Below are 18,802 nucleotides of genomic sequence, written 5' to 3' on the forward strand. Positions count from 1 at the left end.
TTCCCGTCGGTCGTGCCGGTTGCGAAGGTCATTTACCGTGCTAAGGCACACCTGAGGGAGCAGACGATGAGGCGATCCAGTAGTTCGGTGCCGCTGGGCCGGAGCTACCTCGCGCTGGCGGCGCTGGCCATGACCGGCGGCCTGTCGGCGTGCGCACGGGAGAAGCAGACGTACTGCGCCGACGCGAACGGCGTCGTCGTGGAGGACAGATACTGCGACGACGGCTCGCCGGGCCACTACTACTACACCGGCAGCTACGGCCGCGGCCGCAGCCCGGGCTTCCGGCTCAGCGGGGGCAGCCGGGTCTCCTCCACCGACTCGATCGGCCGGTCCAACGCGGGGCTGCCCTCGACCGGGCACGTGAGCAACGGCCACGTCTCCTCCGGCGGCTTCGGCAGCAGCAGCCACGGCAGCTCGGGCAGCTGACGTGCGCCGCATCGCCGACGGCAAGGTCCGGCCCGACTGGCGCCAGCAGCTGGCGGCGCAGGGGATCGCCTACAACGACACCCCGACGCCGGACGGCGGCACCATGTCGTACTGGCGGGAGGGGCCGTTCTACGACTTCACCTCCTCCGAGATCGACGCGCTGGAGAAGGGCGCGGCGACGCTGTTCGAGATGTGCGTCGCGGCCGGCGACTTCGTCATCGACCACAACATGTTCCAGCTGCTGGGCATCCCCGAGTTCGCCTGGGACCAGATCAAGCGCACCTGGTGGGACGACGAGACCGAGCCCGGCGGGCGCAGCAAGGGCGACTTCTCGCCGAGCATCTACGGCCGCTTCGACCTGCGCTACGCCGGGGAGTACGCCGGCCGGCCGCAGCTGCTGGAGTTCAACGCCGACACCCCGACGGCGCTGCCCGAGTCGGCGGTCTCCCAGTGGTACTGGCACCAGCAGACCGGCCAGGGCACCGACCAGTGGAACGCCATCCACGAGGCGCTCGTCGAGGCGTGGAAGCGCAACCTCACGCGGCTGCGCCAGGCCCGCACCCACCTGCTGAGCCCCGTCACCATCCACTTCGCGTGCGACCGCGAGGAGGACAGCGGCGAGGACCTGTTCAACACCGAGTACCTCATGGAGACCGCGCGGCAGGCGCTGGAGCCCATGGGGTACCGCACGAAGTTCCTCTACATGGACGAGATCGGCGCCGGCGACGTGCAGGCCGGCGACCGCTTCTACGACGCCCAGGGCGAGCACATCGACGTCATCTTCAAGCTGTACCCGTGGGAGTGGATGCTGCAGGAGCAGTTCGCCAAGCAGTGCTTCCGCGACATGGCCGACCCGCGCCGCGACAGCACCGTGTGGATCGAGCCGCCCTACAAGATGCTCTGGAGCAACAAGGGCCTGCTGCCGATCCTGTGGCACCTGTACGGCGACGACCCCGAGCGCCGCGACCTGCTCCTGCCGGCGTACTTCGAGTCCGAGCGACCCGAGTGGATGACGTCGTACGTGCGTAAGCCGCTGCTGGGCCGCGAGGGCGCCAACGTCTCGATCATCGTCGACGGCATCACCGTGGCCAGCGCCCCCGGCGACTACGGCGGCCCGTTCGTGTGCCAGGCGTTCGCGCCGCTGCCCGGGTTCCCCGACAACCGGGGTGGCGAGTGGCACCCCGTCCTGGGCGTATGGATGATCGACGGCGAGCCGGCCGGGCTCGGCATCCGCGAGAGCGCCGGGCTCATCACCGACAACCTCAGCAACTTCGTCCCGCACACGATCGATCACAGCGAATTCAAACTGTAGGAGAGCCGGCATGAATGGTACCGCCGCCCTGATCGCGGTGCTCCAGGTGCTCATCGTGATCCTTGCCGTGGGCGGCGGCTGGTGGCTGCTCAACGCGGTCACCGCGTTCGACGACCACGACGAGCTGTGGGCCCGGTCCAACTGGGGCTACCTGGTCCAGCGGGTCGGCTTCGTCGCCGTGCAGGTCATCGGCGTGTCGAGCCTCATCGGCCAGGACCTCAACAGCTGGGGCTCCCTGGTCTGGGTCGGCGGCGGCGTCGTCTGGGCCACGCTGCTGGCGATCGTCGGCTTCTGGATCACCGACTGGATGATCCTGCGCACCCGCGCAACCCCGCTCGCCGCGCTCAACACCGTGCCGCTGTCCGTCGGCCTGGTCCGCCTCGGCTTCTACCTCGGCCTGGCCCTCGTCGTGCGGGCCACGTTCATCGGGCACGCGCCCAACCTGCGCACGTCGCTGGCGTCGGTCGCCGTGTTCACGGTCGCCGGCATCGCGGGCCTCGTCATCGCCTTCCACCTGCACACCCTCGTCGCGCCCGGCAACCTGCGGGCGGAGATGGCGGCCGGCCGGGTGACCGAGGGCCTCGAGTCCGGCGCCGTGCTCACCGCCGTCGGGCTGATCCTGTACGGCGCCATGGCCGGCGACTTCACCACCTGGCCGGAGAGCCTCGCCGGCTTCGGCATGGCCCTCGGCGTCGCCTACGTCGGCCTGTACGTGGCGCGGTACCTCATCGACTGGTTCGTCCTCACCGGCGAGTGCACGCTGCGGACCATCCACGCGCAGCAGCAGCGCGGCGCCGCCGCCCTGCTCGCGTTCCTGCTCGTCATGGTGGCGCTGCCGATCAGCGCGGTGGTCAACCTCTACGTCGAATGAGCCCCGTGCTCACCACGGCGCGGCTCGAGCTGCGCGAGATGGACGAGGGCGACCTCGACGATCTCGCGCGGCTGCTCGGCGACCCGGACGTGATGCGGTACTACCCGCGGCCCCGGACCCGCACGGAGACCCTCGAATGGATCGAGAAGAACCGGCGGCGGTACCGCGACGACGGCTTCGGCCTGTGGACCGTCCGCCGGCGCGCCGACGGCGGGTTCGTCGGCGACTGCGGGCTCACGATCCAGCGGGTCGACGGCGTCGACGAGGTCGAGCTCGGCTACCACGTCGAGCCGGCCCAGCAGGGGCAGGGCCTGGCCACCGAGGCCGCGCTCGCCTGCCGCGACCTGGCCCGCGACCGCTTCGGCGCCCGCCGCGTCATCGCGATCATCCACCCGGGCAACGTCGCCTCCCAGCGCGTCGCGCGGAAGGCCGGCCTGACCCTCGAGAAGCGCACGCACGGTTACGGCGACGGCACGCAGGAGGTCCTCATCTTCGCCGCCGCGCTCTGATTGGGTTCTTCGTCACAACCTGTCCGGTTTGACGAGCGGCAAACGGGGTACGGACCCCACATGGAAAGCGCGATGATCAGCACCAGTGACATCAGCAGCCAACCGATGACCGCCGAGCCGGACGACGCGGAAGAGCTCTTCTGGCTGCCGGCCGAGGCCCGCCCGGCAACCGCCGGCCCGCTCACCGACGAGCGGTTCATCTTGTAAGGCGGTTCATCCCGTAAAAACTCGGCGGCGCCCGCCCCCGACCTGCGGCATCCTGACGGGCATGGATGGCCTCGGGGACCGGATGAAGGCGCACGAGCGCGCCACCCGCGCCGTGCTGCCGCGACGGACCTACACCGTGGTGCGCGTGGACGGGCGCGCCTTCCACTCGTACCTGCGCGGCGCGCAACGCCCGTTCGACGCCGCCTTCATGGCCGCCATGGACGGCGTCGCCGAGGCGCTGTGCGCCGAGATCAGCGGCGCCGTCCTCGCCTACACGCAGTCCGACGAGGTCAGCGTTCTCGTCACCGACTTCGCCGCGCCCGGCACCGAGCCGTGGTTCGGCGGCGTCGTGCAGAAGTGGTGCTCGGTCGCCGCGTCCCTCGCCACCGCGACGCTCAACGCCCGCCGCCCGGGCGCCACCGCGCTGTTCGACGCCCGCGTGTTCACCATCGCCGACCCCCTCGACGTGGCCGGCTACCTCATGTGGCGCCAGCGCGACGCCGTGCGCAACAGCATCGCGATGGCCGCCCAGTCGGTGTTCCCGCACCGGCGCCTGCAGGGCCTGCACTCCGGGCAGGTGCAGGAGCTGCTCTTCGCCGAGGCCGGCATCAACTGGAACGACTACCCGGCGGCCTGCCGGCGCGGCCGGCTGACGGCCCGCACGCGGGGCGAGCGCGAGGTGCGGTACACCCACCGCCGCACCGGCGAGGAGCACACCGCCGTGACCGCGCGCGGGCGCTGGGAGACCGGCGCCGCCCCGCACTTCACGGCGGCGGAGATCACCGCGCTGATCCCCGCCTACCCGGCCTCCGCGGCGGCCGGGTAAGGATGGGCGCATGACGGACGAGAAGCGGGCGCATGCGCGGCGGCTGGCCGCGGCGTCGATCGCGGCCGGCGAGCCCACCGCGTGGTTCGAGACCCTGTACGCCGCGGCCGAGGCCGGCGAGGCCGTCGTGCCGTGGGCGGACCTCGAGCCCAACCCGATGCTCGTCGCGTGGGCGCAGGAGTCGGGGCACCCGCACGGCGGGACCGCGCTCGTCGTCGGGTGCGGCCTCGGCGACGACGCCGAGTACCTGGCCGGCCTCGGCTACCGCACCGTCGCCTTCGACGTCGCCCCGACCGCGGTCGCCGGGGCCCGCCGCCGCTTCCCGGACTCGCCGGTGCGCTACGAGACGGCCGACCTGCTCGCCCCGCCCGCGGACTGGCTCGGCGCGTTCGACCTCGTCTTCGAGTGCTACACCGTCCAGGTGCTGCAGGGCGCCGCCCGCGCGGCCGCGATCGCCAGCTGCGGCGCGCTCGTCGCCCCCGGCGGCACGCTGCTGGTCTTCGCCCGCGCCCGCGAGGACGCCGGCGACCCCGGCGCCATGCCCTGGCCCCTCACCCGGGCCGACATGGAGGCCTTCGCCGCCGGCGATCTCGCGGCGGTACACCTGGAAGCCCTCGACGTCGGCGAGCCCCCGGTGCGCCGATGGTCGGGCACCTTCCGCCGCGCGGTGGTTGAATCGGCGGTGTGAGGACGAACCGTTCCATCCCCGCCGCGACCGTCATCCCGGTGCTCACCTACCCCGACGTGCGGGCCGCCGTCGCGTGGCTCGAGGCCGCGTTCGGGTTCGCCGAGCGCGTCCGCATCGGCGAGGACCACCGCGCGCAGATGCGCGTCGGCGACGGGGCGCTCATCGTCGCCGACACCGGCGGCGAGCGCGGCGCCCCCACCGGCGGGCCGGTCACGCACGCCGTGATGGTCCGCGTCGACGACGCCCGGGCCCACTGCGAACACGCCCGGGCCCACGGGGCGCGCATCGTCATGGAGCCGGCGGACTTCGAGTACGGCGAGCGGCAGTACCAGGCCGAGGACCTCGCCGGGCACCGCTGGACGTTCTCGCAGACCCTCGCCGACGTCGCACCCGAGGAGTGGGGCGGCACGACCGTCGGCTGAAGCCGGCCTGGCGCCCACGCGCGGGTCTCTTGTCGCGCTTCGCGCGGTGGTTGCGGTTGCGGCTAGTGCAGGAGCAGGGCGTAGGTCAGGGTCTCGGCCAGCCAGGCGGCGTACAGCAGAGCGGGCGCCGCCGGGGCCACGGGGGCCGGGGGGAGACTCACCACGTCGCGGAGGCGGGCTCGGGTGCGGGCGGCGGCGCGTTCGGCGGACAGGCGCAGGGCGCCGGCGAGCTGGGTGGACGTGCGTTCGTCGCCGGACAGGACGCGGGGGAGCAGTGAGTGCTCGGCGCGGGCGGCGACGACCAGGCCGGCGCCGTGGTGGTCGGTCTCGATGGTGACCGCGCCGTGGCGGTCCGCGCGCACCGCGTGCACGTCCGACCAGACCAGCAGGCGGGCGCCGATGCTGCCCACGACGCTGACGCCGGCGCCGTTCCAGCTCACGCGGGGGCGCAGGAACAGCCGCCAGCCCGACAGGCAGGCGATCGCGGTGATCGGGGCGGTCATCGCGACGTCGGCCCAGTACGGCAGGTCCGGCAGCAGGCGGGTCAGCACCAGCAGGAACGGCCACGAGGCGGCGACGATGACGGCGTAGCCCGAGAAGCGGTTGTGGCGGTGCGTGTGGACCGTCTCCGGGTCGGCGGAGACGTCCTCCGGGCGCAGCGCCATGATCTCCTCGGGGCGCAGCGGCAGGCGGGCGGCGTCCGGCACGCCGGTGGCGTCGCGGGGGTCGCCGTCGGCGATGCCGCCGTACGTCGGGGCGAAGCGGCCGCTGCGGGCCGGGCCGCGGGGCACCAGCAGCTCGCCGTCGACCGCGACCGCGCACCAGTGGCGCTGGGCCGGCACGCCGAAGAGGACGCCGGGGCGGATGTCGTCGGAGCCGGTGCGGGACAGGGCGAAGAACTCCAGCAGCGCCGGCTCGCCCGGGCGGGCGTCGGTGGCGTAGACGGCGACGCGGCCGCCGAGCGCCCAGACGTACACCTCGGTCGCCGGCTGCTCACCCGTGAACAACGCCCGCGCGGCCACGCCCCGCGCCCTCGCCCGGGCCAGGCACCCGGCGGCGAGCGCGGCCGCGAGGACGGCCAGGGCCAGCCAGGGGCTCGTGTCGTAGGGCTCGCTGACGAGCTGGTAGAGGCCGTCGCCGGAGTCGAGGACGGCGACGTGCGCGCCGACCGGGTGATCGGCCGCCGCCACCACCGTGATCCGGGCGTCGCGGCCGCCGGGCAGGCGCACCTGGAGCGAGTAGTCGTCGGGATGGCCGGTGACCTCGGCCGTGACCCGTTCGGCGCCGGCGAGGCGGGCGTCCGCGCCCGACTGCGACACCAGCGCCGCCGTGCTCACGCCACACGCCACGAGCAGCAGTGGTACCGCGAGCAGTCGCCACCCCAGCCCGTACCGTGGCAGCCTCGAAGGCCGCGGGAGCGTCAGGTGCGACGTCGTCGCCGCCCACATCTGCGCGCCGCTGCCCAGCCCCGGCGGCGCGATCCGGGCGGCGACGAACGCCAGCACGACGAGCCCGGCGTCGGCGCCGCTCAGCCACGCCGGGGAGGCCAGCGCCGGGTGCGCGACCTGCCACAGCACGTCGGTGGCGAAGAACCCGGCGGCCAGCGCCGCGGTCACCGGCAGCGACACGAACGCGACCAGGGGCACGGCCGCGACGAGGCCCAGCAGCACGGCGTTGAGCGGGTCCGGGCCGCACGGGGCGGCGTCGCTGCACTCGACCGGCGGGTCGTACCACAGGTGCAGCGCGATGACCGCGGTCGCGGCGACCGCGACGAGGAACGCGCGGGCGCGGCGCCGCCGGGCGGGGCGCACGGTCCAGCCGAACACGTCGGCGGTGAGCAGCGGGGTCATTTGCGGCCATTCTCCCGGCGCTGAGCAACGCCGATGTCAACGGGGTCGGCCGCAACCGCGCCGAGAGAGCGAGTTCCCGAAGGATCGTGGGCGATTTGTACCCGTGGACCAGTCGTGATGTAGGAGGTAACGTCCCTCCGTGAAAGCGCTCTCTCACAGGTGTGGCGCGCAATCCCCGGCTCGCGATGGCACTCGCCCTGGGCCAAGGACCAGGTCAGGCGAGGCATCGTCGCCCCGCGCCGGGGACGCAGCCACTGTTAGAAAGTAGGTCGCGTTTCATGGCATTGGTCCCCTCCGGCCAGGCGCCCGCCAGGTCTGCCGGGTCAGCACCGGGCCTCCGTCGCCTGGGCCGGTGGTTCGCCCTCGGCGCCGCCGTCCTGCTGACCGCCGCCGCCGTCTCCACCCCGGGCATCGCGGCGGCCGCCCCGGCCGGCAAGTCGGGCGGCCAGCCCGACTTCGGCCCCAACGTCAAGATCTTCGACCCGTCGATGACGGTGGAGCAGATCCAGGCGAGTGTCGACGCCATCCACAATGAGCAGGTCGACAACGAGATGGGCACGCAGCGCTACACGCTGCTGTTCAAGCCCGGCACGTACGGCACGCCCGACCACCCGCTGATCTTCCAGGTCGGGTACTACACCGAGGTCGCCGGCCTCGGGCTCAACCCCACCGACACGGTCATCAACGGCCACGTCGACGTCTACAACCGCTGCCTCGCCGCGGACAACTGCATCGCGCTGGTCAACTTCTGGCGCTCGCTGTCCAACCTCACCATCAACGTGGCCGGCGAGTCCGGCTGCCGCGCCTCCGGTGAGTTCTGGGCGGTGTCGCAGGCCGCGCCGCTGCGCCGGGTGAAGGTCAACGGCAACATGACCTTCATGGACTACTGCACCGCCGGCCCGCAGTACGCCAGCGGCGGCTTCATGTCCGACTCGGTGACCGGCTCGCTGGTCAACGGCTCGCAGCAGCAGTTCCTGGTCCGCGACTCCAACATCGCGTCGTGGTCCAACGCCGTGTGGAACCAGGTGTTCAGCGGCACCGTGGGCGCCCCGGCGCAGCAGTTCCCGAACCCGCCGTACACCACGCTCGCCGCGACGCCGGTGAGCAAGGAGCGGCCGTTCCTGTACGTGGACGCGCAGGGCAAGTGGAAGGTCTTCGTGCCCGCACTGCGCAAGAACTCGTCGGGTGCGACCTGGCAGAACGGCCCGACCCAGGGCCGCTCGGTCCCGATCTCGGACTTCTACCTGGCCAAGCCGTCCGACTCGATCACCGCCATCAACGTCGCGCTGGCCCTGGGCAAGGACCTGATCTTCACGCCCGGGGTGTACAACGTCGACCGTTCCATCCTGGTCTGGCGGCCCGACACCGTCGTGCTCGGCATGGGCATCGCGACGCTGACGGCCGTCAAGGGCGCGGTCCCGCTGTGGATCGCCGACAGCAAGGGCATCGACGTGTCCGGCCTCATGATCGACGCCGGCACCGTCAACTCGCCCGCGCTGATGCAGGTCGGCACGAAGCTCGGCGGCGCCCTCAACCTGGGCGACGCCAACGACCCGACCGTGCTGCACGACGTGTTCTTCCGCGTCGGCGGCCCGCACGTCGGCAAGGCCGACGTGAGCCTCGAGGTCAACTCCGACCACGTCATCCTGGACGACATCTGGGCGTGGCGCGCCGACCACGGCGTGGCGGGCTCGGTCGGCTGGGACGTCAACACCGGGCGTAACGGCGTCATCGTCAACGGCGACGACGTCCTCGCGACCGGCCTGTTCGTCGAGCACTACCAGCAGTACAACGTCATCTGGAACGGGGAGCGCGGCAAGACGATCTTCTTCCAGAACGAGCTGCCGTACGACCCGCCGAACCAGGCGGCCTGGCAGCACGACGGCACGCTGGGCTGGGCCGCGTACAAGGTCAACGACCGCGTGAAGACCCACGAGCTGTGGGGTGGCGGCAGCTACATCTTCACCAACGTGGACCCGACCATCCACGCGGCGCACGGCTTCGAGGTCCCGAACAAGCCCGGCGTGCGGCTGCACGACGTGCTGACGGTCAACCTCAGCGCCGGCACCATCGACCACGTCGTCAACGACACCGGCGCGCCGGTGAACAACGACGCGATCGGCGTGCCCAGCTACCTGGCCAACTACCCGTCGTAAGTACCCGCACAAAAGCGGCGCCCGGCCTTCGCGGCCGGGCGCCGTTTTGCTGCGGTCTGCGTCAGCCGGTGTAGCCGGCGAAGATCTTCGAGAACTCGTACGGCGACTGCGGGACGTTGGTGCACATGTACAGCGCGCCGTTGCAGGCGTTGCGGTCGCGGGTCTCCTCCCAGAACGACAGCATGCCCAGGTGGTTCTGCTGGGCGAAGGTGACCAGCTGGCGGGCGTCGTTCTGGTCGTACGTGCCGCCGTCGTCGTTCTTGCCCAGCATGGGGGTCACGCCGAGCATGCGCCACACCTGGGCGTCGGTCTTGCTCGGGTACAGGCCCTTGAGCTGCGTGAACGTCGACTGGGCGGCCTGCACGGCGAAGTTGCCGTAGTCGCCGGTGGAGCGCTGGTAGTCCATCGCCATGACGTTGACGAGGTCGAGGTTGACGCCGGCGTCGCGGGCCGAGCGGACCACGTTCAGCCCGTCGCTGGTGAGGCCCTCGGGCAGTACCGGCAGGGTGAGCGAGATCTTCACGCTCGGCCGGGCGGCCTGCAGCAGGGCCAGGGCCTGCGAGCGGCGGGCGATGGTCGTCGGGTCGGCGACCGCGGCGCCCTCGATGTCCAGGTCGATGTAGTTGAGGCTGTACGCGTCCACAACGGCCTGGTACTCGGCCTCGACCGCGGCCGGCGTGGAGCAGGCCTGGGCCAGCTCGATGCCGCTGGCGCCGCCGAAGGAGATCTTCACGTCGCCGCCGCGGGCCCGGACGGCGTCGATCTGGTCCTTCGCCCACGCGGCGCGCGGGTCGTAGGCGTTGAACCACGACGCCTTGCAGCCGGCGCTGTTGACGAACGCGAGCGTGAAGTTCTTGAGGTTCCCGCCGGTGGCCATGTCGGTCAGGGTCGGGGTGGGCCAGGCGCCCATGTCGACGTACGGCGCGACCGCGAGCGTGCTGCCGCCCCCACCGCCGCCGCCCCCGCCGCCGGCCTGGGTGGTCGCGCTGACCTGGTTGCTCGCCGCCGAGGCGTTGCCGGCCGCGTCGCGGGCCTTCACGGTGAAGGTGTAGGCCGTCGACGCGGAGAGGCCGGACACGGTACCGCTGGTGCCGGTGACCGACGCCGCGAGCGTGCTGCCGCGGTAGATGTCGTAGCCGGTGACGCCGACGTTGTCGGTCGAGGCGTTCCAGGCGAGGCTCACGCTGCTGGACGTCGTGGCGGTGACGCGCAGGCTGCCCGGGGCCGTCGGGGCCTGGGTGTCGGCGACGCCGGCGCAGGAGGCGCCGTTGAGCTTGCAGTTGGCGGGCTTGCCGGAGCCGGACACGAGGAACCCGAAGCTCGTCGCGGCGCCGGCGGCGATCGTGCCGTTGTAGGTCCGGTTGGTCGCGGTGACGTGGGTGCCGCTCTGGCTCATGAGCGCATCCCAGTAGCTGCCGAGCGTCGAGCCCGACGGCAGGTCGAACTCGACCGTCCACGACGTGACGGTGGCGGCCGTCCCGTTCGTGATCGTGTACTTCGCCTGGTAGCCGCTGCCCCAGTCGGAGTCGTAGCTGAGCGTGGCGGTGAGCGAGCCGGCGGCCTGCGCCGGCGTGGTGATGGCCGCGATACCGCCGGCGGTCGCCAGGACCGCGGCCGCGGCCAGGACGAGCCGGAGTCGGGATGTCATCACTGCCTCCTGCATCCAGGGAGAACGAGGAATCTATTGAGGCACAACAATAAAGAAAGTTAACTAAAAGTCAACCGGTTGTGGTCATGCGGCATGATGCTCGGGTGGGCAAGCACCACTCCCGCTCGCGCGGCCCCGACGACGTCCCGGTCACCGACCCCGACGCCCGTCTCCCGGCCCTGCTGCTGAGCCGCTGGTGGTGGGCGGCGCCCCTGCCCGCCCTGGCGTTGTGGCCGGCCGCCCCGCTCGCGGCGGTGACCCTGACGGTGGCGTTGTCCGGCCTCGTGGCGGCGGCCCGCGCCGTGGTGCCGCGGGCGCTGGCCCCGCGCCACGGCCTCGTCTACGTCCCGCCCGCCGCCCTCCCCGCCTGGCGCGAGGCCGAACGGGCGGAGCAGCGCATCCGCGCGTCGTGGCCTTCCCTGGGTGCCATGGCGGACCCGCCCGACATCGGCCCCGCCCTGGACCGCGCCCGCTACCGGCTGGCGCTGCTGCTGCACCGGCGCGACGAGCTGGACCGGGCGCTGCAGGAACTGCGCGCCGCCACGAACGGCCTCCCGGCCGGCGCCCCGCTGCGCGCCGAGGCCCACGAGCGCGGCGCGGAGTTCGCGGCCCGGCGGGCCGAGCTGTCGGATCGCATCGCGGAGCGCATCGGCGCGCTGCGCCGCCTGGCGGAGGCGGCGGGCGACCACGCCCACCACGTATCCCGCTCGGACCGGGCCCGGGACGCGCTGCGGCGGGCGGAGGCGGCCGCGATCGGCCCCGAGCCGGCGCCGGACGCGGTCGCGGAGCTGACCGAGCGCACGGAGGCGGTGCTGGCCGCGTACCGCGAGCTGTCCGCGCTCTAGAACGGATGCGGGTCGAGCAGCACGGCGACCAGCCGCCCTTCCTCCAGCGCCCGGACCTCGGGATGGTTGGCCCCCAGCACCTCGGCCAGGGCCCGCACGGCAGCGTGGCCGGGCTCCCCGCCGGTCCGCATCAGGGCGGCGTCGGCCCGGGCCAGCAGCGTGGCGGGGTGCCGGTCACCGAGCCCCGCCCCGAGGAGCTCGGCGACCGCCTCGGCTTCCCGTTGCGCCGGCTCGTTGCCCACGGTCCCGAATCCGAACTCGAGCACAACGAGGTTGAGGCGGGCCGCCAGCCGGTGCGGATGCTCGGGGTGCAGCGCCCGGGCGAGCTCGTCGTGGGCGAGCTCGACCGCGAAGACGGCGGTGGCGATGTCGCCCATGGCGCGTTCGGCAACGGCGAAGTTGTTCAGGGCGGCGAGCGTATGCGGGTGGCCGTGGCCGAACAGGCCGGCGTAGTCCTCGTGCGCCACCTTGAACTCCGACCGGGCGCCGCCAGCTCACCGCGCGCGAACGCGTTCTCGAGGTACGCGGGGGAGTACAGCGGCACGAAGACCTGCGCGGATCCGAGCGCGCGGATCCGCGCCGCGTTGCGGTCGGCCCCCGCCCGCACCTCTGCCTCGAGGAATCCCACGGGCTCGGCCGCGCCCGCCCCGACCCGGGCCCGGACCTGCCGGGACAGATCGCCGAAGAACCGCCGCACCTCGCGGTCGGGATCGGCCGCCGACCCGCTCAGCGGGGCCGGGGGAGCGTGGCTGAGGAAGAAGTACATCGACGTTATGTGATGACCGACGGCAGGTCGGCCGGATCCGTCGTCAGCGGCCCGACGTGGTTGCTCTGATAAATCTCCACGATGCGCTGGGCCAGCCGGAAGATGACCTCGTCGGTGCCGGGGGCGTTCGAGGCGAGCATCCCGTACAGACCGTCTTCCGTGTATTGCTGCGAGTTGCCAGAACGACCGACGCGGCTGGGATAGAAGAATTGGATGTTCCGAATCGCATCGGGCATCTGACTGAAGTTTGAGAGTGTCGATGTCCAGAGGACCGGCAATATCGATGTGGAACGGGTCGGGCTCTCGTTCTCGCGAGAGCGCACCGCTCGGGAGGTGAAGGCGTTCCACTCGAGCGCGCACCATCGACTTCTGGGATACGCCGGCGACAGCAGCGGGACGAACACCTGGCAGCTGCCGAGGGCTTCCAGGCTGCGGCTGGGGTAGTCGCCGGTGTCGTCCTGGGACACGTCGAGGTAGCCCGGATCGGCGCCGGCCTCGCGGTAGACCAGGTTGTTGAGGTGCAGCGAGAGCTCGTGAAAGAAGTTGACCACGCGGTTGCTGACGGTCGGCGCTGCGGGCTGCGGAGACCTCGGCCTCGCGTAGCTGACGAAGAACACCGGGGCCGCCGGGTCCAGATCCTCGACAGAGGGCGGCGCCTCACGATCCCGTACCTCTGCGGCCGGCGTCGGCCGCACCCTCGTTTCGGCCACGCCCTCCAGCAGCGGATCCAAGTGCTCGGCGCCAACCCATTTCCGCACCATTCCGGGGATACCGTGCACCGTGATGCCGACGACCGATCCGTCGATCCGTCGTAACACTGGCGAACCGGCAAGATCCCCAGCGTATTTCGTGCCCGAACGGGCGCTCGGCACGGCCAGGCCGGGTGCCGACGCCGGCAGCGGTACGTCACAGCGCAGCACCGCAACGTCCCGCGGCCGGTCGGCGGCGACGACAACCGCGGTGGCGGTGTCGTAGCCGGCCTGCGCTCCGATCAGCACCTCGTCGCCGACGTCCTCGGCGCCGGCCGCCGCGACGACGTTCCAGGCGGTGGCCAGCACCCCGGGTTCGATCTGGAAGCACGCGCCGGTCACGGTCCCGTTTTGGTCGAAGACGCGGCCCAGGTAGTCCTGCGTGCCGGGTTGCGCCTCCAATTCGAGCATGTGCCCGGACGATCCCGCGGGCATGTTCCCGAAGAAGAAGCGCGCGCCGACGCCCGGTCTATGCCGCGCCGACCATGCCGCGAGCTCGGCCTCGAGCATGCGGCGCAGAGTATCGACGCCCGACCACGGTGGGCCCGCTACGAAGATGTCCTGGTCCGACGTCAGGAGCCAGGTCAGGATCTGGCGCAGGTGGCGGCGGCCGGTCTCGTCCGTCAGGCCGCCCATCGGGAAGTCGGCGATCATTGCGGCGATCTGGTCCGGGTCCGGGTCCGGCCGTGGAGCGCGAGTGTGCGCCGTGGTCGAGACGCGCCTGAGGAGGCGCTCGGCCTGGCTGCTCTCCGGCGGGGAGCCGGTCGCCTTGACGTCGCGCAGCGTCTCCACGGCCGGGTCCGGGTCCACGCCGGGCAGGGCGCCGATCGCGCCGACCGCGCGGATCGCGGCCGTGCGCGCGCCCGGGCGGGCCGCATCGAGGCGGCCGATGGCGGCGGCCAGCTCGTCGTCCAGGGTCACGTCGGCGGGCGGGCGGTCGAGGTGGCCGCGCATGGCGACGTACCACGGGTCGCCGAGGTCGGCGTCCTCGTCGTGCGCCGTGTTCGAGGCCAGCCACGCCTCGGCCCGGGCCGGGTCGAGGACGTGCAGGGCGGTGAGGCGCTGGGCGAAGTCCAGGCTCGGGCTGTCGTCCCAGACGAGCGTCTCGCAGTACTGCTCGAGGAGCAGCGCCACCCGCCGCAGCCGCTCCTCGCCGAAGCGGGTGTTCAGGCCGATCAGCAGGATCGAGCGCAGGTCCGGCTCGATCTCGTACAGGCCCTCGCCCAGCTCGCGGAAGAGCGGGGAGAGCAGCAGCCGGGCCTCCGTCTCCCAGTCCAGGTCGTCGAGGAAGTTGATGCGCAGCAGGTGCAGCAGCTCGACGTCGACGGCCACCGGCAGGGCGGCGTGGTAGGCCAGCTCGACGGCCCGGGGCGGCAGGGTGCCCAGGACGTCGTCGAGGCGGTTGGTCGCGGCCGCGGGCGTGGTCACAGCGGCCGCTCCACCGCGGTGTGCCGGCCGCGCAGGGCGTCGACCGCGCGGTACATGCCGGGCAGGTCCAGCGGCTGCATCGGCACGTGGCGGGCGATCAGGCCGGCGGTCGTGCGGGGCCACCGGTGGCGCGGGACGGGGTTGAGCCAGGCGAGGGTGGCGCGGCGGCGGCGGACCGCCTTGGCGAGGGCGATGGTGTCGAGCAGCCGGACCGTGTCGAGGGTCCCGCGGGCCGCGCCGGCGTCGCTGACGACGGCCACCGAGGAGTCCGGCGTCAGGGCGGCGAGCAGGCGGCCCAGGTCGACGGGCTCGGTCAGGGCCGCGTCGGCGTAGACGGCGCCGCCGGTCAGCGCCTCGATGCGGGGCAGGATCTGGTCGAGGTCGGCGGTGCCCGGCGCGGCCGCGGCGAGCACCGAGCGGTCGCCGTGGGAGGGCACGTCATGGAAGTAGGCGACGGTCAGCACGTCGAGCCGGGCCGCGTTCGCGATCGCCCGGCCGATGTGCTCGACGTAGCGGTGGTAGGGCGTCATCGAGCCGTCGCGGTCGACCAGCAGGAGCAGCCGGGCGGCGTTGCGCACGGCCGGGACGAGGACGGGCGGCACGGCGACCCCGGCGCGGGCCCGCCGCTCGACGGTGGCCGCCACGTCGAGACGGGTCCGCGGGCCCTGCCGGACCGGGTGGCGCAGCCGGCGCCAGACCTGGGCGACGGCCCGCTCGCCGATCGGGTACTGCGGCACGAGCAGCAGCGTCGGGTCGCGCTGGCCGCTCAGCGGCGGCGCGCTGGAACCGGACCCCGGCTGGTTCAGCGCCACCGTGCCGATCGGGCGGTCCGCGGCCGCCCGGGCCGGCTCGCCGTCGCCCGCCCCGCCGGTCGTGGACGGCGCGGCCACGTCCCAGGCCGGCACGTTGCTGCGGGCGAACACGGCCTCGATCGTGCGGGCCTCCTCCCGCGACTTCGCCCACAGGCGCACGCACAGCGCCCGCAGCTCGTCCGTCGAGCGCCAGCCGAAACCGGCGGCCAGCGCCTCCTGCAGGGCCATGCAGTCGTCGACGCCGAGCGGGATTCCCCGGCGGCGCACGTCGCGGACCAGCGACCGGACGAAGGCGGGCAGCGGCGCGCTCATCGGTCGCGGAGCATGCGTTCGACGCGGACCTGATCGCCGTGCTGCTTGATCAGCGCGCCGGCGTGCGGCAGCTTCGCCACCTCGGCCGGGGTCGCGGCCGTGTCGGCGAGGTAGCTGAGCCAGTCGATGAGCTCGCTCAGGCCGGGGTTCTTGGCGAGGTCCAGCCCGCGCAGCTCCTGCAGTACCGCCACGGCCGCCTCGACGAGGTCGGGCCGGTCGATGTCGTGCAGGGCCAGGATCTCGGGCAGCTCCTCGTCGTCGGGGAACTCGACGTAGTGGAAGATGCACCGGCGCAGGAACGCGTCCGGCAGCGTCTTCTCCTCGTTGTTCGTGACGATGACCAGCGGCCACAGATCCCGCTCGCCCCGCGGCACCTCGTAGCGCAGGCCGGGCACCTCGGCGACGCTGAAGGCCAGCTCGTCCAGCTCGTACAGCAGGTCGTTGGGAAAGTCGAGGTCCGCCTTGTCGATCTCGTCGATGAGCACGACCGACGGCCGGCCGTAGCCGGCGCGGGCGATCGCCCGGCCCAGCGGGCCGAGGGTGACGTAGTCGCGCGCCTGCGGCCGTGGGCCGTGGCCGTCCGACGACAGGACCTGCACGTCGTAGAGGCGGCGGACCGCCTCGAAGGTGTACAGCAGGTCCCGGCCGAGGCTGGTCGACTTGATGACGGCCAGCTCGAGCGGCCGGCCGAGCGCGTACGCCACGGCGTGGGCCAGGCGCGTCTTGCCGGCGCCGGGGTGGCCCTGCAGCAGCAGCGGCCGGCCCAGGGCCAGGGCCAGGTTGACCGCGTCCTCCAGGGCGGCGGAGGCGCGGTACCGCTCCCGCTGGACGATCACCGTCGGCGGGTCCTGCTCCGCGACCACGCCGTCCACGACGGTCTCGATCGGGCGCTCATCGGGCAGCTCCGCGTTCCGGTCGAACCGGACGCCGCGGTGGACGCGGCCGTGGCTAGGCATCGCGGCCCGCCCCCTTCAGGTAGTTGACGAAGGTCTCGATGTCGTCGTGGATTTCCTTGATGTCGCGGTCCATCGACTCGAAGACGCTGCCCGGGTTGAGGGCGTCGTTCTCCTCCGCGGCGTAGGCGCAGATGAGCTCGCTCCAGGCCCGCCAGGCGTCGGGCACGCGCAGCACGCCCGCCGCCTCGGCCGTCCAGTACTCGATGTCCTCGCGCACGACCACCGGCGCCGGCAGCGGGTGCATGGCGGCCGGAAGCTGGACGTCCGGCGTGACGGTGACCAGCAGCATGAGCTGGAAGCCTCCGGCGTCGAACTGGCCTTCCAGCCGCTCGACCAGACGTTGCAGCACCGGCGTTGGTGCGCGGATGGCGTCGATGTGCCGGGCGAGGTCGGTGTGCCGCAGCTCCGTGCGGTGCCGCAGGATCGCGCGGGCGACCGTGTCGGCGGTGGAGGCCAGCGTGCCCAGGCTCAGGTTCCCCTTGTCCTTGATCGGGTGGTAGACGGCCGTGACCCACTCCATGAGCTTGTGGCCGATGCGGACGTCGGGGTGCGGCAGCGCGAAGAGCTGCACGGGGCTGCGGTCCCGGGCCCGCAGCAGGGCGGCGCGCACCTGCTTCAGGTCGAAGTAGGTGGTCGTGAGGCTGCGGTGCTGCTCCGGGATGGTGAACGCGAGCCGGCTGCGCCGGCGCTCCTCGGCCGCCTCTCGCAGCCGGTCGAGGACCGGGGTCCAGCCCAGGCTCGCCAGCGCGGCCTCGAGCTCGCCGAGGCGTCCCTCGCCCTCCAGCCAGTCCCAGATCCGCGGGATCTTCTCGTCGGCCGGGGCGGTGGCGTAGACGTCCGCCGGCACCTCGAGGTAGCGGGCCAGGTCCAGCCACTTCTGGCCGGCCAGCGCCTTGCAGACGGCGATGCGGACCGGCCCCGGGTACAGCCGCTCCTCAGCCACGCAGCAGCTCCTCGGCCAGGTCGGCGCGGCCGATGAACACGAGCGCGGCCGGCAGCTCGCGCAGCCGGCCGCGGGCCGCGAGCCACTCCCACACCCGCGCCGGCTCGTCGCCCTTGGCGAACGTGGCGCGGTCGTGCGGCGGGATCTCGAAGTACAGGGCGAGCTTGGTCCAGTCGTCGACGAGCCGCCAGCAGATCTGCAGCATCCGCGGGCCGCGGACGACGAGGTCGGGCTGGGCCGGTGCGGCGACCGTAAGGCGGCGCAGGACGGCGGCGGCGAAGCGCGCCGCGGCCTCGGCGGCGCCGGCCCGGCCGCGGTCGTCCTTGGCCTCGTCGGCGAGGTCGCTGACGCCCTTGACCATGAGGAAGCGGCCGCCGAAGCGGTAGGCGGCCAGCGCGACGCCGAAGCTCTCCATCTCCACGGCGACGGCCTTGGGCCAGTCGCGGCGGAAGCCGGCCAGCACGTCCGCGTCGGCGACGACCTTCTCGCCGCTGAGCACCGTGCCGAAGTGGACGGCGGCCGGCGGCGCCCACTCGGCCGGCTGGACGCTGCGCGCCGCGGCGAGCAGGTCGAAGTCCGGGCGGTACGCCTCGGGCCGGCGCTGGGCGCCGTCCGGCAGCAGCTTCCCCGCCTCGTACCCGACCACCTGGTCGGGCACGACGACGTCCCCGACGCGCACGCCCGCGGCGCCGAAGCCGCCGGCGATGCCGACGAGCAGGATGCGCTCGGCCCGCCAGCGGGCCAGGAGACTTCCGGCCATGACCGCGGCGCCCGGGTTGCCCATGCCGTGCAGCGACTCCACCGCGACCCGCAGCCCGCCGGCCCGGCCGGTGTACAGGTCGCGGCCGCTGTCCCGCGTCACCTCGACGTCGTCGAGGACGGCGAGGACGGCGTCCTGCTCCTCGGCCAGCGCCGTCGCCACGACGGCGCCGACCGCCGGCGGCCCGGCGGGGGATACGTCTGCCACCCGGACACCTTGCCACAGGTCGACTACGAAACGGCATCGACGCAGGGCCGATCGCGGGCGGCACGAAAGGCCGGGTGGGCCCGCGCCGTGACGTGTCGAATCTCTGCGT

Annotated in this window: 19 protein-coding genes; 10 read left to right on the top strand and 9 right to left on the bottom strand. The window is 72.9% G+C overall.

The genetic code is table 11. The features are described from left to right. The first annotated feature begins 66 nt into the window (after positions 1–66). The 8 genes from ACQEVU_RS02025 (at position 67) to ACQEVU_RS02060 (ending at position 5,261) form a co-directional block, all read left to right on the top strand. The gene (locus ACQEVU_RS02025) at positions 67–426 is read left to right on the top strand and encodes a hypothetical protein (protein ID WP_433319616.1); all 360 of its coding nucleotides are present in this window, start codon (positions 67–69) and stop codon (positions 424–426) included. A gap of 1 nt (position 427) precedes the next feature. Continuing rightward, positions 428–1,738 carry a glutathionylspermidine synthase family protein gene (locus tag ACQEVU_RS02030; RefSeq protein ID WP_433319619.1) on the top strand — a complete coding sequence of 437 codons (1,311 nt, stop codon included), beginning with the start codon at positions 428–430 and terminating at the stop codon, positions 1,736–1,738. A gap of 10 nt (positions 1,739–1,748) precedes the next feature. Continuing rightward, complete coding sequence (locus tag ACQEVU_RS02035) at positions 1,749–2,609, top strand: DUF350 domain-containing protein (RefSeq protein ID WP_433319622.1); 861 nt, start codon at positions 1,749–1,751, stop codon at positions 2,607–2,609. Continuing rightward, positions 2,606–3,118 carry a GNAT family N-acetyltransferase gene (locus ACQEVU_RS02040; RefSeq protein ID WP_433319625.1) on the top strand — a complete coding sequence of 171 codons (513 nt, stop codon included), beginning with the start codon at positions 2,606–2,608 and terminating at the stop codon, positions 3,116–3,118. Before ACQEVU_RS02035 ends, ACQEVU_RS02040 begins: the two co-directional genes overlap by 4 nt. Positions 3,119–3,190: 72 nt before the next feature. Beyond that, the gene (locus tag ACQEVU_RS02045; RefSeq protein WP_433319628.1) at positions 3,191–3,325 is read left to right on the top strand and encodes a hypothetical protein; all 135 of its coding nucleotides are present in this window, start codon (positions 3,191–3,193) and stop codon (positions 3,323–3,325) included. A 61-nt stretch (positions 3,326–3,386) separates the two neighbouring features. Beyond that, positions 3,387–4,151: a tRNA(His) guanylyltransferase Thg1 family protein gene (locus ACQEVU_RS02050; RefSeq protein WP_433319631.1), complete on the top strand. Its 765-nt coding sequence runs from the start codon at positions 3,387–3,389 to the stop codon at positions 4,149–4,151. 10 nt (positions 4,152–4,161) lie between these two features. After that, the gene (locus ACQEVU_RS02055) at positions 4,162–4,839 is read left to right on the top strand and encodes a class I SAM-dependent methyltransferase (RefSeq protein WP_433319633.1); all 678 of its coding nucleotides are present in this window, start codon (positions 4,162–4,164) and stop codon (positions 4,837–4,839) included. Next, entirely contained in the window at positions 4,836–5,261 is a 426-nt protein-coding gene (locus ACQEVU_RS02060; RefSeq protein ID WP_433319635.1) for a VOC family protein, read from the top strand. The genes ACQEVU_RS02055 and ACQEVU_RS02060 overlap by 4 nt, the downstream gene beginning before the upstream one ends. Before the next feature lie 62 nt (positions 5,262–5,323). On the opposite strand, the gene ACQEVU_RS02065 is transcribed toward ACQEVU_RS02060, so the two are convergent. Next, on the bottom strand, positions 5,324–7,111 hold the full coding sequence (locus ACQEVU_RS02065) for a PH domain-containing protein (RefSeq protein WP_433319638.1): 1,788 nt from the start codon (positions 7,109–7,111) through the stop codon (positions 5,324–5,326). Between the two features lie 278 nt (positions 7,112–7,389). Here ACQEVU_RS02065 and ACQEVU_RS02070 point away from each other — a divergent pair, with 278 nt between their 5' ends. Then, positions 7,390–9,267, top strand: a complete 1,878-nt coding sequence (locus ACQEVU_RS02070; RefSeq protein ID WP_433319640.1) for an adenylyl cyclase — start codon at positions 7,390–7,392, stop codon at positions 9,265–9,267. Between the two features lie 61 nt (positions 9,268–9,328). Here the strand turns inward: ACQEVU_RS02070 and ACQEVU_RS02075 are convergent, their stop codons facing one another. Next, positions 9,329–10,915, bottom strand: a complete 1,587-nt coding sequence (locus ACQEVU_RS02075) for a cellulose binding domain-containing protein (RefSeq protein WP_433319642.1) — start codon at positions 10,913–10,915, stop codon at positions 9,329–9,331. 104 nt (positions 10,916–11,019) lie between these two features. Between ACQEVU_RS02075 and ACQEVU_RS02080 the strand changes: the two genes are divergently transcribed. Next, positions 11,020–11,760: a hypothetical protein gene (locus ACQEVU_RS02080; protein WP_433319645.1), complete on the top strand. Its 741-nt coding sequence runs from the start codon at positions 11,020–11,022 to the stop codon at positions 11,758–11,760. Here ACQEVU_RS02080 and ACQEVU_RS02085 read toward each other — a convergent pair. From ACQEVU_RS02085 to ACQEVU_RS02115, 7 genes are read right to left on the bottom strand one after another with little or no spacing between them, the layout of a single operon-like run. Then, positions 11,757–12,227: a hypothetical protein gene (locus tag ACQEVU_RS02085; protein ID WP_433319648.1), complete on the bottom strand. Its 471-nt coding sequence runs from the start codon at positions 12,225–12,227 to the stop codon at positions 11,757–11,759. The two genes, ACQEVU_RS02080 and ACQEVU_RS02085, sit on opposite strands and share 4 nt — an antisense overlap. Next, the gene (locus tag ACQEVU_RS02090; RefSeq protein WP_433319651.1) at positions 12,164–12,526 is read right to left on the bottom strand and encodes a hypothetical protein; all 363 of its coding nucleotides are present in this window, start codon (positions 12,524–12,526) and stop codon (positions 12,164–12,166) included. The genes ACQEVU_RS02085 and ACQEVU_RS02090 overlap by 64 nt, the downstream gene beginning before the upstream one ends. A 5-nt stretch (positions 12,527–12,531) precedes the next feature. Further along, positions 12,532–14,703, bottom strand: a complete 2,172-nt coding sequence (locus tag ACQEVU_RS02095; protein WP_433319654.1) for a TIR-like protein FxsC — start codon at positions 14,701–14,703, stop codon at positions 12,532–12,534. Continuing rightward, entirely contained in the window at positions 14,700–15,827 is a 1,128-nt protein-coding gene (locus tag ACQEVU_RS02100) for a VWA domain-containing protein (protein ID WP_433319656.1), read from the bottom strand. The genes ACQEVU_RS02095 and ACQEVU_RS02100 overlap by 4 nt, the downstream gene beginning before the upstream one ends. Continuing rightward, positions 15,824–16,783, bottom strand: coding sequence for an AAA family ATPase (locus ACQEVU_RS02105; protein WP_433319659.1), 960 nt, complete (start codon positions 16,781–16,783; stop codon positions 15,824–15,826). The genes ACQEVU_RS02100 and ACQEVU_RS02105 overlap by 4 nt, the downstream gene beginning before the upstream one ends. Beyond that, the gene (locus ACQEVU_RS02110) at positions 16,776–17,726 is read right to left on the bottom strand and encodes a hypothetical protein (protein WP_433319662.1); all 951 of its coding nucleotides are present in this window, start codon (positions 17,724–17,726) and stop codon (positions 16,776–16,778) included. The genes ACQEVU_RS02105 and ACQEVU_RS02110 overlap by 8 nt, the downstream gene beginning before the upstream one ends. Continuing rightward, entirely contained in the window at positions 17,719–18,693 is a 975-nt protein-coding gene (locus ACQEVU_RS02115) for a hypothetical protein (protein ID WP_433319665.1), read from the bottom strand. Before ACQEVU_RS02115 ends, ACQEVU_RS02110 begins: the two co-directional genes overlap by 8 nt. Between the last annotated feature and the right edge of the window lie 109 nt (positions 18,694–18,802).

Source organism: Dactylosporangium sp. CA-139066 (assembly GCF_050936175.1).
Taxonomy (GTDB): domain Bacteria; phylum Actinomycetota; class Actinomycetes; order Mycobacteriales; family Micromonosporaceae; genus Dactylosporangium.